Here is a 13,692-nt window from a genome sequence, read left to right on the forward strand (position 1 = left end):
GGGCGGCGGCCGCTCGGCTAGACTTCTGCTTACAAAACAAGACGAATTGTCCAGGGAGGACAGGCGTGCACCAGGGACGTGTCGTTTACGGCGCGATCGAGGAGGTCGTTTTCGGCCATCCGGCGGCCGGCGCCATCGTCGCGCAGATGGACCGGCTGGGAACCCGCCGCGCCTTCCTGATGGTCTCAGGGACGCTGAACCGGCAGACCGACGAGATCACGAAAATCAAGGACGCGCTCGGCCCGCGCTGCGCCGGCCTGTTCGACGCCATGCCGGCGCACACGCCGCGCGAGGCGGTGATCGCCGCCGCCAATGCGGCGCGTGAGGCGGGTGCCGACCTGATCGTCACCGTCGGCGGCGGCTCGATCACCGACGGCGCCAAGGCGGTGCAGCTCTGCCTTGCCAACGGCATTGACACAATCGAGGGCATCGAGCGTATCCGCGTGCACAAGGGCGTCGCGCCCGAGATGAACGCGCCGACCGTGCGCCAGGTCAGCGTGCCGACCACGATTGCCGGCGGCGAGTTCTCATCAATCGCCGGCGTCACCGACCGCAGCACCAACGTGAAGCAGATGCTGCGGCATCCGCTCGCCGTGCCGCGCGCGACCATCCTCGACCCCGCTATCACCGTACACACGCCGGAATGGCTATTCCTGTCGACCGGCATCCGCGCCGTCGACCATTGTGTCGAGGCGATCTGCTCGCGCGAGACGCACCCCTACGCCGATGCGCAATCGGTCAAGGGCCTTGCCATGCTTGCCGATGCGCTGCCGCGGGTGAAGGCCGACCCCAGCGATCTCGACGCACGCATGGACGCGCAGATCGGGACCTGGCTGTCGATGGGCGCGCTCGCCGCCGGCGTGCCGATGGGCGCGAGCCACGGCATCGGCTACGTGCTGGGCGCCGCCTTCGGCGTGCCGCACGGCCACACCTCCTGCGTCATGCTGCCGGCGGTGATGCGCTGGAATGCGCGCGACAATGCCGAGCGCCAGGTAATCGTCGCCGCCGCGATGGGCTTTCCCGGCCATGACGCCGCCGACGTGCTCGATGCCTTCATCCGCTCGCTGGGCATGCCGCGCAGCCTCGCGGACGTGCGCGTGTCGCCGGAGCATTTCGACGCCATCGCCAAACAGGCCATGCGCACGAACTGGATCCCGCGCAACCCGCGCAAGATCGCAGGTCCCGCCGATATCCGCGAAATCCTGCTTCTCGCCGCATGATCCAAGCCGGAGGATAGATGTACACTGGTCACCATGCCCGCCTGCGTCCGCTGCAGCCCGCCTTCATCATGGCCGCGACCGGCGAGGCCGTCACCTATCGCGAGTTGGAGGCACGCAGCAATCGGCTCGCGCATCTGTTCCGCAGGCACGGCTTGAGACGGCTCGATCACTACTCGATCTTCATGGAGAACAATTCGCGCTATCTCGAGGCCTGCGGCGCCGGCGAGCGCTCCGGACTGTACTACACCTGCATCAACTCCTTCCTGACGCCGGACGAACTCACCTATCTCCTCGTCAACAGCCAGTCGAAGATCCTGATCACGTCAGTGGCGAAGCTCGACATCGCGCGCGAGGCGATCAAGGCCTGTCCCGACGTCAAGCTCTGCATCGTCGCCGACGGCCCCGGCGAGAGCGAGCGCATTGTCGGCCTCGCCGAGGTGAGCGCCGACTTACCGAAGACGCCGATCGCCGATGAGTGGCTCGGCACGGCGATGCTGTATTCATCGGGCACGACGGGACGGCCGAAAGGCATTTTGCGGCCGCTGCCGGAGGAGCCGCCGAGGCACAATCTGCCGCTGTTCGATTTCCTCACCAAACTCTGGCAGTACCGCGAGGGCATGGTCTATCTGTCGCCGGCGCCGCTTTATCACGCCGCGCCGCAGGCGGCCGTGAATCTCACGATCCGCACGGGCGGCACCGTGATCATCATGGAGAACTTCGATCCGGAGCGTTACCTCCAGCTCGTCGAGCAATGGGGCATCACCCACACCCAGTTGGTGCCGACGATGTTCTCGCGCATGCTGAAGCTGCCGGAGGAGGTGCGCAAGCGCTACGACCTGTCGTCACTGGAGATCGCGATCCATGCGGCGGCGCCCTGCCCGGCCCTGGTCAAGGACGACATCATCAAATGGTGGGGGCCGATCATCCACGAATATTACGGCGCCACCGAAGGCCTCGGCTTCACCGCCTGCAACAGCGAGGAATGGCTCGCCCATCGCGGCACGGTCGGCAAGGTGCTGCTGGGCGATCTCCACATTCTCGATGAAGATATGAAGCCATGTCCAATCGGGACCCCCGGCCAGGTGTGGTTCAAGACGGGATCGCCGTTCGAATATTTCAACGATCCGGAGAAGACCAAGGAGGCGCGCTCGGCCGACGGTAGCATGAGCACGGTTGGCGATGTCGGCTATGTCGATGCCGATCGCTTCCTCTACCTCACCGACCGCGCGACCTTCATGATCATCTCGGGTGGGGTGAACATCTATCCGCAGGAGTGCGAGAACCTGCTGATCACGCATCCGAAGGTCGCGGACGCCGCGGTGTTCGGCGTGCCCAATCCCGATCTCGGCGAGGAGGTGAAGGCGGTGGTGCAGCCGATGCCGGGCGTGGTGCCGGGCGAGGCGCTCGCAGAAGAGCTGATCGCGTTCTGCGGCCAGTCGCTGTCGCGGCAGAAGGTGCCGCGCTCGGTGGATTTCGAGAAGGAACTGCCGCGTCTGCCGACCGGCAAGCTGTACAAGCGGCTTCTGCGGGACCGGTATTGGGGGAACAAGACGTCGCGGATTGTGTGAGGGGCGTTGCTGCGTAACGTGCGCGAGCAAGCGTCACAAGCTCCGCTGTCGTCCCGGGCAAGCGTAAGCGCAGACCCGGGACCCATACTCCCAGGGAGGAGTTACGGCGCGCGGCTGGCAACCACGAATCTTCGCCAAACCACGTCCTGTGGCTATGGGTCCCCGGATCTGCGCGCGCTTAGGGCGCGCTTGTCCGGGACGACGGTGGAGTTTGTTGCGGCAGTCGAGACCAGCGCCCGCGCAGGAACCGTTCGCACCTGCACTCTCACATTGTGAGAGAGCTAAACCCGCGACCTTCCGTCATCCGAATTGTCGAGAGCGCGGCTGCCCTTGCCCGTTGCCTCCCTCCACGCCCGTCGGCTATCGTCCTGACAAACAGGCCGGAAAAGGCCGTTGGTCCAGGGAGGACGAGGATGCGGAGCGTGCGGGCGTTCGCCGCGACGGCGGCGCTATCTTTGCTGGCGTTTTCGACCATTGCACTCGCCGGCCAGCCCAAGCAGGGCGGTATCCTGCGGATGTATCATCGCGACAGCCCCGGCAATGCCTCGATCCATGAAGGCGCGACCTACTCGCTCAATGTTCCCTTCATGCCCGTGTTCAACAACCTCGTCATCTACAAGCAGGACGAGGCGCAGAACCGGATGGACAACATCATTCCGGAGCTTGCCGAGAGCTGGGCCTGGGTGAACGACAACAAGACGCTGTCCTTCAAGCTGCGCCAGGGCGTGAAATGGCACGACGGCAAGCCGTTCACCTCGGCCGACGTCAAATGCACCTTCGACATGCTGATGGGCAAGTCGCAGCAGAAGTTCCGGCAGAACCCGCGCAAGACCTGGTACGAGCAGGTCAACGACATCTCGACCAACGGCGATTTCGAGGTCTCGTTCAACCTGAAGCGGCCGCAGCCCTCGCTGCTGGCGCTGCTGGCCTCCGGCTATACGCCGGTCTATCCCTGCCACGTCTCGCCCGGCGACATGCGCACGCACCCGATCGGCACCGGCCCGTTCAAATTCGTCGAGTTCAAGGCCAATGAATCAATCAAGCTGGTCCGCAATCCCGACTACTGGCGCGAGGGCCGCCCCTATCTCGACGGCATCGAGTTCACCATCATCCCGAATCGCTCGACCGCGATTCTCGCCTTCGTCGCCGGAAAGTTCGACATGGCGTTCCCGACGCATATTACGATTCCGCTGCTGAAGGACCTCAAGTCCCAGGCACCGGGCGCGGTCTGCGTGGTCGAGCCAACCAACGTCTCGACCAACATCATCGTCAATTCGACCGCCCCGCCATTCGACAATATCGACATCCGCCGCGCCATGGCCATGGCGCTCGACCGCAAGGCTTTCGTCTCCATCCTGTTCGAGGGGCAGGCGGATGTCGGCGGCACCATGCTGCCGCCGCCACAGGGCCTCTGGGGCATGCCGAAGAACATGCTGGAGAGCATTGCGGGCTACGGCCCCGACGTGAATGCCAACCGCGAGGAGGCGAAGAAGCTGATACAGAAGGCGGGCTATGGCCCGGACAAGCATCTCGCGGTGAAGATCTCGACGCGCAATCTCGCGGAGTATCGCGATCCCGCTGTGATCCTGATCGACCAGCTCAAGAGCATCTATATCGACGGCGAGCTCGACGTGGTCGAGACCGCGAACTGGTTCCCGAAGATCGCCCGCAAGGACTACATGCTCGGGCTCAATCTGACCGGCAACGCCGTCGACGATCCCGACCAGTCCTTCTACGAGAACTATTCCTGCGGATCCGAGCGCAACTACACCAACTACTGCAACAAGGAGATCGAGAAGCTGTTCGACGTGCAGTCCCAGGAGACCGATATCACCAAACGCAAGAAACTGGTGTGGGACATCGACAAGAAGTTGCAGGAGGACGTGGCCCGCCCGATCATCTTCCACGCGCGCACCGGCAGTTGCTGGCAGCCCTATGTGAAGGGCGTGACTGTGATGTCGAACAGCTCGTATAATGGGTACCGGTACGAAGACGTTTGGATGGACAAGTAGCGCGGCGGACGGGCGGATAACGGCTCGCCGGGAGGGCGCAAGATGTTTGCCTATCTGGTGCGGCGCCTGTTCCTGATGCTCGTGACCCTGTTCGGGATCTCGATCGTCATCTTCTTCCTGCTGCGCATCGTGCCCGGCAACATCGTCGACATCCTGTTTGCCGCCGCCGGCTATGTCGACCCCGCCGACAAGGCCAACCTGGAGAAAGAGCTCGGCATCGACCGTCCGCTGATCGTGCAATATTGGCACTGGATCAGCGGCTTTCTGCGCGGCGATTTCGGCTATTCCTACGTCTCGGAGAAGCCCGCGCTGCAGGAGATCCTGCCGCGGATTCCGATCACGGCGCGGCTCGCGGGCCTCGCGCTGTTGTTCTCGGCCTCGATCGGCATTCCCTTAGGCGTCATCAGCGCGGTGAAGCAAGGCACACGGCTGGATTACGCGCTGCGCGTCGTCAGCCTCAGCGGGCTGTCGCTACCCTCGTTCTGGCTTGGCCTGCTCATTCTCACCGCGGCGGTGGCGATGTTCGGCCAGATACCGATCTTCAATCCCAATCCGGCCACGTGGCTCGAGGCCTTTGCGACCTACGCCGTGCCGGCCGCCGCCGTCGGCTTCCGTAGCGCGGCGCTGACCATGCGCATCACGCGCTCCTCGATGCTGGAGGTGTTGCGGCAGGACTATATCCGCACCGCGCGCGCCAAGGGCGCCTCCGATGCCGCCGTGAACTATCACCACGCGCTCAAGAATGCGATCCTGCCCGTCATCACCGTGATCGGCATCGAAGCGGCGTTCCTGATCGGCGGCCTGATTGTCACCGAGACCGTGTTCAACATCCCCGGCGTTGCGCGCTTCCTGGTCGAGGCGATCCGTTGGCGCGACTATCCGATCGTGCAGAACCTCGTGATGTTCATAGCCGTTGTGGTGGTGAGCGCGAATTTCATCGTCGACATGCTCTACGCGGTGTTCGATCCGCGGATCAGGTACACGGATTAGGAGAGCCGCTTGGCCGCGATCGATTTCGAGGTTGAACTGAGGCGGGCCGGGGCGCATGCGACCGGTGGGTGGCGGCGCGTGCTGTTCATGGCGCAGCGGCACGTGCTGGGCGCGGCCGGGCTCGTCATCATGGCGGCGTTCGTGCTCACTGCGATCTTTGCCGACTTCATCGCGCGTTATGATCCCCTCACGGTCGACTCCGCCCGCGCGCTGGCGCGCCCGAGCCTGGCGCACTGGATGGGAACGGACTCGTTTGGTCGCGACGTGTTCAGCCGCATCATCCACGGCGCGCGCATTTCGCTGGCCGTCGGCATCGGCTCGACCGCGCTCGGCGGCACGATCGGCGTTATCGTCGGGCTCACTTCCGGCTATCTCTCCGGCTGGGTCGATCTCGTATTCCAGCGCGTCTCCGACGTGCTCCAGGCACTCCCGCTGCTGGTCCTCGCCCTGATCATGACGGCGGCGCTCGGTCCGTCCTTGCCGAACGTGATCATCGCCATCGCTATTCCGCTGATCCCGACCGTGTCACGCGTCATCCGCGCCAATACGCTGGCGCTGCGTGAGCAGCCCTTCGTCGAAGCCGCCAAGTCGATCGGCATGAGCGAGATGCGGATCGCGCTCCGCCATGTGTTGCCGAACACGCTTGCGCCGCTGATCGTGCTCGCCACCGCCCAGCTCGGCTCGACCATCCTCACCGAAGCCTCGCTCTCCTTCCTCGGCCTCGGCATTCCCGAGCCTTATCCGTCATGGGGGCGCATGCTCTCCGAATCCGCCGCCGAATATGTCCGCACGGCACCGTGGCTGGTGATCTTCCCTGGCATCGCGATCAGCCTCGCCGTATTCGGCGCCAATTTGTTCGGCGACGCCCTGCGCGACATCCTCGATCCCCGGCAGCGCGGCTGATGGCACAGAAATCCGATATCGTGCTCGAGGTGAAGAACCTGAAGACGGTGTTCTTCACGAACTCCGGCCTGTTCAAGGCGGTGGACGACGTCTCCTTCACCGTGAAGCGCGGCGAGACGCTGGCGATCGTCGGCGAATCCGGCTGCGGCAAGAGTGTGACCGCACTGTCCCTGATGCGGCTCGTGCCCGATCCGCCCGGCCGCATCGTCGGCGGCTCCGTGACGCTCGAAGGCACCGACCTGCTGGCCCTGGATGAAACGCAGATGCGCGCCGTCAGAGGCAATCGCATCTCCATGATCTTCCAGGAGCCGATGACCTCGCTCAATCCGGTGATGCGGATCGGCGACCAGATCGTCGAGGCCGTACGGCTGCACCGGAACATCTCGTCGAAGGAAGCGCAAACTATCGCGGTCGATATGCTCCGCCTGGTGCGCATCCCCGAACCGGCGCGGCGGGCGCGCGAATATCCGCATCAGCTCTCCGGCGGCATGCGCCAGCGCGCGATGATCGCGATGGCGCTGGCGTGCCGGCCGGCGCTGCTGATCGCGGACGAGCCGACCACCGCGCTCGACGTCACCATCCAGGCGCAGATCCTGGCGCTGATCCTCGATCTGCAGAAGGAGCTCGGCACCGGGCTCGTGCTCATCACGCACGATCTTGGCGTGGTCGCGCAGACCGCGCAGCGCGTGATCGTGATGTATGCGGGCCGCAAGGTCGAGGAAGCCAGCGTCGAGGCGCTGTTCGCAGCACCAAAGCATCCCTACACGCGCGGGCTGATGGCCTCGATCCCGGCCGTGCCGGCCTCCGGCGTTCCCACTCAGGCGCGCTTGAACGAAATTCCGGGCACCGTGCCCTCGTTGGTGCGGCTGCCGCAAGGCTGCGCCTTCGCGCCGCGCTGCAAGCTCGCGATCAAGCGCTGCGAGGCCGAATATCCACCGCTCGCGGATTGGGGCGGCGGCCATCTCGCCGCCTGCTGGCGCGCGGAAGAAGTCGCGGAGGTGGCATGACCGAGGCGCTGCTCGAAGTCACCGAGCTCAAGAAGCACTACCCGGTGCGCGCCGGCGTGCTGCGCCGGCAGGTCGGCACCGTGCATGCGGTGGATGGCGTCTCGTTCTCGCTTGGCGCCGGCGAGACGCTGGGCCTCGTCGGCGAATCCGGCTGCGGCAAGTCGACGGTGGCGCGCAGCGTGCTGCGGCTGGTCGAGCCGACCTCGGGCCAGATCCGTCTCGACGGCGAGGACATCACCCATCTGTCCAAGACGGCGCTGCGCCCGCATCGCCGCTCGATGCAGATCGTATTCCAGGACCCGTTTGCCTCGCTCAACCCGCGCATGACCGCGGGCGACATCGTCGGCGAGCCGCTGGCTGTGCACGGGCTTGCAACCGGCAAGGACCTCGAGACGCGCGTCGCAAGGCTGTTCGAGCAAGTGGGCCTGCGGCCCGACCAGATGCAAAATTTCCCGCATCAATTCTCCGGCGGACAGCGCCAGCGCATCTGCATCGCACGCGCGCTGGCGCTCGAGCCGCGCCTGATCGTCTGCGACGAGCCGGTCTCCGCGCTCGACGTCTCGATCCAGGCGCAGGTGATCAACCTCCTGATCGACCTGCAGCGGCAGCACGGCTTCTCCTATCTCTTCATCGCCCACGACCTCGCCGTGGTCGCCCATATCAGCCACCGCGTCGCCGTGATGTATCTCGGCCGCATCGTCGAGATCGCCGACAAGGACGAACTGTTCCGCAATCCCAGGCATCCCTATACGCAGGCCCTGCTCGCCTCCGTACCGATCGCCAATCCGCTCGCGAAGAAGCTGGCGCCCTTGGTGGACGGCGACGTGCCGAGCCCAGTCAATCCGCCGTCAGGCTGCGCGTTTCATACGCGCTGCCGGTTTGCGATGGAGCGGTGCAAGACGGAGCGGCCGGCGCTAATGGATGCTGGCGACGGGCACCAGGTGGCGTGTTTGCTCAATGAGGGGACGGGGCGGAGCAACGCGATTCCGTAGGGTGGGTTAGCCCTGCGGGCTGCGCGACGCGCAGTTCGCAGAGCGTAGCCCACCACCCCTTTCGCCGCGAAGATCAAAGAGCGCGGCACACCGCGGCAAACATCATCTTGAAAGTGTGTATATTTTTGAGGTTGCGGCAACCAGAACACAGGTGCCGTAGGGTGGGCAAAGCGAAGCGTGCCCACCATCGCAATGCAATCGCCGAGCGTTGGTGGGCACGGCGCGCGAAGAGCGCGCCTTTGCCCACCCTACGATTGCGGAGTTCGCCGCGCTTACGCTGCCCCGATTTCCGCGACGATCCTGCCCGTCGTGACCTGCTCGCCCTCGGCGACGTCGATCGCGGCGATCACGCCGTCGATGCCTGCCTTGTGGACGTGCTCCATCTTCATCGCTTCCAGCGTCAGCACCGGCTGGCCCGCGGTGACGCGGTCGCCCGGCTTGACGAGGACAGCGACGACGCGGCCGTTCATGGCGGCGCGAACCTTGCCGTCGCCGCCATTCGTTGCCGCCGCTTTCGGCGCGGCGAGGGTGAGATCACTGACGGCGAACGGAATGCCGCGGTGCTGGAGGTAAAGCCGGTCGCCGTCGCGCAGGAATTTCGCGCTGTCCATCACGCCGTCGTGGCGGAAGCGGACGGCGTCGGGATCGAGCTGGTCGATCTCGAACTTGTCCCGTCGCCCGTTGGTAGCGACGCTGTAGCTGCCATCGCGCTCGCGCGTGACATCGAGTTCGTGCGCGTGGCCGGCGATCTCGATTTTCGCTGGCAGCGGAAAGGTGGCGGCGAGGCTCCGCCCGCCCTGCCATGACGGCGCACGCGGGTTGGTGACGTAGAGCAGCAGCCCCGCCAGCGCCATGTCGAATGCCGCGTCCGCGCGCGGTGCCAGCAACTCGTCGCGCTGCGCGCCGATGAACGCCGTCGTCGCCTCGCCCCTGGCGAAGCCGGGATGGCGCAGGCAGGACATCAGGAACGCCTGGTTGGTGGTCACGCCAAAGGCGGTGAGTTGCTCGAGGCCGACGATCAGCCGCCCCCTCGCCTCCTCGCGGGTCGCGCCATGGCTGATCACCTTGGCGATCATGGAATCGTAGAACGGCGGAATCTCCGAGCCCGATTGCAGGGCGTGCTCGATGCGAATGCTGTCAGGCACTTGCCAGCGCGCCATGCGGCCGGACTGCGGCATGAAATCATGCGCCGCATCTTCCGAGCACAGCCGCACCTCGATGGCGTGGCCGGAGAACTTGATGTCCTGCTGCTTCACCGGCAATGGCTCGCCGCGCGCCACGCGCAGCTGCAGCTCGACGAGATCGAGCCCGGTGATCGCCTCGGTCACGGGATGCTCGACCTGAAGGCGCGTGTTCATCTCCATGAAGTAGAACTCGCCGCGCTCGTCGAGCAGGAATTCCAACGTGCCGGCCCCCTCGTAGCGCAGCGCCTTGACCGCCGCGACCGCGACCTCGCCCATCTTCGCGCGCAGCTCGGGCGTGACCGCGGGCGACGGCGCCTCCTCGATCAGCTTCTGGTGCCGCCGCTGCACCGAGCAGTCGCGCTCGCCGAGATGGATGGCGTTGCCGTGGCTGTCGCCGAACACCTGGATCTCGATGTGGCGGGGATTCTGGATGGCGCGTTCGAGAATGACGGTGGGATCGCCGAACGCCGCCTTGGCCTCCGACCGTGCGCTGCGCAGCGCATCGGGAAAAGACGCTGCGTCACTGACGAGCCGCATGCCACGGCCGCCGCCGCCGGCGACCGCCTTGATCATGACAGGGAAGCCGATTTTTTTGGCTTCCGCGAGCATGACCTCGTCGCTTTGATCGGCGCCTTGATAGCCGGGCACGACGGGCACGCCGGCCTTCCTCATGATCTCCTTGGCACCGGCCTTGTTGCCCATCGCCTCGATCGCCTGCGGCGACGGGCCGACGAAGACGAGGCCGGCATCCTTGCAGGCTTGCGCAAACTCCTCGTTCTCGGCGAGGAAGCCATAGCCGGGATGCACGGCATCCGCGCCGCTCGCCTTGGCCGCTGCGATGATCGCGGAGATGTTGAGATAGGATTGCGCCGGCAACGCTTCGCCGATGCGCACGGCCTGATCCGCGTGCTTCACATGGAGCGCATCGCGATCCGCATCGGAATAGACCGCAACGACGCTTAAGCCCAAGCGCCGCGCGCTGCGCATCACACGCAGTGCGATCTCGCCGCGATTGGCAACCAGAACCCTAAAGAACGGCCGGTGACGCACTGATCCGTTCCTCATGGGCGGGCCACCGAGAACTGCATACGCTGGGGCGAGCGCGCATCGCCCTCGCGACAGATCGCGAGCACCTCGGAGAGAACCGCGCGGGTATCGCGCGGGTCGATCACGCCGTCGTCGAGCACGCGCGCGCTGGTCGAGAACACATCCATCTGGCCGTCGAACACGCCGATGATCTGCGCTTTCATGGCGTCGAGCTTGTCCTTCTCGATCGGCTTGCCGCGGCGGGCGGCGGCGGCCTCGGTCACGATCGCCATGGTCTCGGCGGCCTGCTCGCCGCCCATCACCGCGGTCTTGGCGTTAGGCCATGAGAAGCAGAAGCGGGGGTGGAAGCCGCGCCCGCACATGCCGTAATTGCCAGCGCCGAACGAGGCGCCGCAATAGATGGTGATCTGCGGCACCGTCGCCGATGTTACGGCCTGGATCATCTTCGAGCCGTGCTTGATCATGCCGGCTTCCTCATAGGCCTTGCCGACCATGTAGCCGGTGGTGTTGTTCAGATAGAGGATCGGCGTGCGGGTCTGGCAGCAGGCCTGGATGAAATGCGTCGCCTTGTTGGCGCCGGCGGGATCGAGCGGACCGTTGTTGGTGACGATGCCGATCGCCTGGCCCTCGATGCGGGCATGGCCGCAGACCGTGGCCGGGCCGTAGTTCGGCGCCATCTCGGTGAAGTCGGAATCATCGATGATCCGCGCGATCACCTGCTTCATGTCGACCGGGCGCTTGTGGTCCATCGGCATGATGCCGAGCAGCTCGTCCTGGTCGTAGCGGGGCGGCTTGAACTCTGGAGCCGCCCGGCCTGGCCGCTCCCATTCCATCGCCGCCATGATCTCTCGCGCGATGCGAAGTGCGTCGCGATCATCCTCGGCGAGATAGTCACCGAGGCCGGAGATCTGCGTATGCATCTCGGCGCCGCCGAGCTCCTCCTCGGTCGCGATCTCGCCGGTCGCGGCCTTCAGCAGCGGCGGGCCCGCGAGGAAGGCCCGGGTGCGACCGCGGACCATGACGATGTAGTCGGACAGACCGGTCTGGTAGGCGCCGCCTGCGGTGGAGGAGCCGTGCGTGACGGTGACGACCGGCAGCCCCGCCGCCGACAGCCGCGCGAGATTGCGGAAGATGTTGCCGCCGCGGACGAAATCCTCGACGCGGTAGCGCAGCAAATTGGCGCCGGCGCTTTCGACGAGCTGGATATAAGGCAGCTTGTTCTCCAGCGCGAGCTCCTGCACCCGCAGCGTCTTGTCGAGGCCGAAAGGTTGCAGCGCGCCGGCGTCGATGCCGGAATCACTGGCGCTCACCATGCAGCGGATGCCCGACACGAAGCCGATGCCGGCGATGACGCCGCCGCCGGGCACGCTCTTGTTTGGATCGGGGACGTCGAACATGTAGCCGGCGAGCGTCGACAGCTCGATGAAGGGCGCACCGGGATCGAGCACCAGCGCGACGCGCTCGCGCGGCAACAACTGGCCGCGCTTGTGGAAGCGGTCCTTCGCCGCAGCCGACGCCGCGCGCGTGCGCTCTTCCAGCGCGCGCATGCGGTCGATCAGGCCGAGCATGCCGTCGCGGTTGGCGTGGTAGGCGGCGCTGCCGGGGGAAATGGTGTTTTCGATGGTAGACATTAGTGCTCCTGCCCGTCATTCCGGGGCGCGCGGAGCGCGAGCCCGGAATCCATACTCCCGATCGTGGTTATGGATTCCGGGCCTGGCCCTTCGGGCCATCCCGGAATGACAGAGTGTGGCTTACCTGTTCGTCCCAAAGATCTTCCGCGCCTCGGCGGGGCTTGCGATCTCGCGGCCGGCACGGCGAGCGCACGCGGCGACCGCTTCGATGAGCTGGCCGTTCGAGGTCACCTTTGTGCCGTCGGCGAGATAGAAGGTGTCCTCGAGACCGGTGCGCAGATGGCCGCCGAGCTCGGCGCAACGCTGGTGCAGCGGCCAGATCTCCTCGCGGCCGATGGCGGTGACCTGAAAATGCGCCTCGGGCCGTTTCAGCTTGATCAGGATCGGCAGCAATTCAGGATCGGCAGGCATCCCCGAGGCGACGCCCATCACAAAGTTGTATTCGAGCGGGCCCTTGTACATGCCGACCTGGTGATACATGCCGACGCAGCGGACGATGCCGACGTCGAAGCATTCGAACTCGGGGATGGTGCCGACGGCGTTCATGACGTCGAGATAGTCCTTCACCTTCTCGACCGCGTTGTCGAACATCATCGGCGGCCAGGCCCAATTGTTGTCGGCCTTCACCTTCAGGTAATTCAGCGAGCCGGCGTTGCAGGCGGCGATCTCCGGCCTGGTCTCGCGGATGCAGTCGAGCGCGCCAGAGTAGTTCGGCCCCGACACGCCCGAGGTGTGGTTGATGATGACGCCGGGGCACGCTTCGCGGATCGCCTGCTGGATCTCCTTGCTGACCGCGACCTCCCAGGACGGCAGATGCCCCTTGCCCGGCGCTTGCTGGCGCAGGTGGATGTGCATGATGGACGCGCCGGCATCGAAGGCAGCCCTGGCCTCGCGCGCCATCTGCTCGGGCGTCACGGGCACGTTGTGTTGCTTCGGGTCGGTAAGCACGCCGTTCAGCGCGCAGGTGATGACGGCCTTGTCGCTCATGCCAAAAATGTCTCGCACGTTGAGAATTCAACGCTTGGGATCATGTGACGCGCGACATGCGGCTTCTTGCGCGGAGAAGCTGGGAAAACGAGATGCCGTAGGGTGGGCAAAGGCGCCCTTGCGCCGTGCCCACCACGTCTCGGTGTTTGGC

At 65.5% G+C, this 13,692-nt stretch carries 10 protein-coding genes; 7 read left to right on the forward strand and 3 right to left on the reverse strand.

Annotation, left to right across the window (positions count from 1 at the left end):
• Positions 1 to 65: 65 nt before the first annotated feature.
• From JQ635_RS32145 to JQ635_RS32175, 7 genes are all read left to right on the forward strand, one after another.
• Positions 66 to 1,220, forward strand: a complete 1,155-nt coding sequence (locus tag JQ635_RS32145) for an iron-containing alcohol dehydrogenase (protein WP_211413800.1) — start codon at positions 66 to 68, stop codon at positions 1,218 to 1,220.
• Positions 1,221 to 1,237: 17 nt separating this feature from the next.
• On the forward strand, positions 1,238 to 2,788 hold the full coding sequence (locus JQ635_RS32150) for an AMP-binding protein (protein WP_211413801.1): 1,551 nt from the start codon (positions 1,238 to 1,240) through the stop codon (positions 2,786 to 2,788).
• A gap of 413 nt (positions 2,789 to 3,201) precedes the next feature.
• A complete protein-coding gene (locus JQ635_RS32155; protein WP_211413802.1) occupies positions 3,202 to 4,800 on the forward strand; it encodes an ABC transporter substrate-binding protein in 1,599 nt (532 codons plus the stop codon).
• A 42-nt stretch (positions 4,801 to 4,842) separates the two neighbouring features.
• The gene (locus tag JQ635_RS32160; RefSeq protein ID WP_211413803.1) at positions 4,843 to 5,790 is read left to right on the forward strand and encodes an ABC transporter permease; all 948 of its coding nucleotides are present in this window, start codon (positions 4,843 to 4,845) and stop codon (positions 5,788 to 5,790) included.
• Between the two features lie 9 nt (positions 5,791 to 5,799).
• The gene (locus tag JQ635_RS32165) at positions 5,800 to 6,693 is read left to right on the forward strand and encodes an ABC transporter permease (protein ID WP_211413804.1); all 894 of its coding nucleotides are present in this window, start codon (positions 5,800 to 5,802) and stop codon (positions 6,691 to 6,693) included.
• Entirely contained in the window at positions 6,693 to 7,700 is a 1,008-nt protein-coding gene (locus JQ635_RS32170) for an ABC transporter ATP-binding protein (protein WP_211413805.1), read from the forward strand. The genes JQ635_RS32165 and JQ635_RS32170 overlap by 1 nt, the downstream gene beginning before the upstream one ends.
• Positions 7,697 to 8,692, forward strand: a complete 996-nt coding sequence (locus JQ635_RS32175) for an ABC transporter ATP-binding protein (RefSeq protein WP_211413806.1) — start codon at positions 7,697 to 7,699, stop codon at positions 8,690 to 8,692. Before JQ635_RS32170 ends, JQ635_RS32175 begins: the two co-directional genes overlap by 4 nt.
• A gap of 272 nt (positions 8,693 to 8,964) precedes the next feature.
• On the opposite strand, the gene JQ635_RS32180 is transcribed toward JQ635_RS32175, so the two are convergent.
• From JQ635_RS32180 to JQ635_RS32190, 3 genes are all read right to left on the reverse strand, one after another.
• The gene (locus JQ635_RS32180) at positions 8,965 to 10,941 is read right to left on the reverse strand and encodes an acetyl/propionyl/methylcrotonyl-CoA carboxylase subunit alpha (RefSeq protein ID WP_211413807.1); all 1,977 of its coding nucleotides are present in this window, start codon (positions 10,939 to 10,941) and stop codon (positions 8,965 to 8,967) included.
• Entirely contained in the window at positions 10,938 to 12,554 is a 1,617-nt protein-coding gene (locus tag JQ635_RS32185) for an acyl-CoA carboxylase subunit beta (protein ID WP_211413808.1), read from the reverse strand. Before JQ635_RS32185 ends, JQ635_RS32180 begins: the two co-directional genes overlap by 4 nt.
• Before the next feature lie 120 nt (positions 12,555 to 12,674).
• Positions 12,675 to 13,541 (reverse strand): 3-keto-5-aminohexanoate cleavage protein, encoded by an 867-nt coding sequence (locus JQ635_RS32190; protein WP_211413809.1) that lies wholly within the window; start codon positions 13,539 to 13,541, stop codon positions 12,675 to 12,677.
• Positions 13,542 to 13,692: the final 151 nt, after the last annotated feature.

The organism is Bradyrhizobium iriomotense (assembly GCF_018130765.1).
Classification (GTDB): domain Bacteria; phylum Pseudomonadota; class Alphaproteobacteria; order Rhizobiales; family Xanthobacteraceae; genus Bradyrhizobium; species Bradyrhizobium iriomotense_A.

Bases quoted from the DNA above. Each gene is read 5' to 3' on its own strand.
- JQ635_RS32150 (WP_211413801.1), top strand. From the start codon at position 1,238: ATGTACACTGGTCACCATGCCCGCCTGCGTCCGCTGCAGCCCGCCTTC.
- JQ635_RS32155 (WP_211413802.1), top strand. From the start codon at position 3,202: ATGCGGAGCGTGCGGGCGTTCGCCGCGACGGCGGCGCTATCTTTGCTG.
- JQ635_RS32160 (WP_211413803.1), top strand. From the start codon at position 4,843: ATGTTTGCCTATCTGGTGCGGCGCCTGTTCCTGATGCTCGTGACCCTG.
- JQ635_RS32170 (WP_211413805.1), top strand. From the start codon at position 6,693: ATGGCACAGAAATCCGATATCGTGCTCGAGGTGAAGAACCTGAAGACG.
- JQ635_RS32175 (WP_211413806.1), top strand. From the start codon at position 7,697: ATGACCGAGGCGCTGCTCGAAGTCACCGAGCTCAAGAAGCACTACCCG.
- JQ635_RS32180 (WP_211413807.1), bottom strand. From the start codon at position 10,941: ATGAGGAACGGATCAGTGCGTCACCGGCCGTTCTTTAGGGTTCTGGTT.
- JQ635_RS32185 (WP_211413808.1), bottom strand. From the start codon at position 12,554: ATGTCTACCATCGAAAACACCATTTCCCCCGGCAGCGCCGCCTACCAC.
- JQ635_RS32190 (WP_211413809.1), bottom strand. From the start codon at position 13,541: ATGAGCGACAAGGCCGTCATCACCTGCGCGCTGAACGGCGTGCTTACC.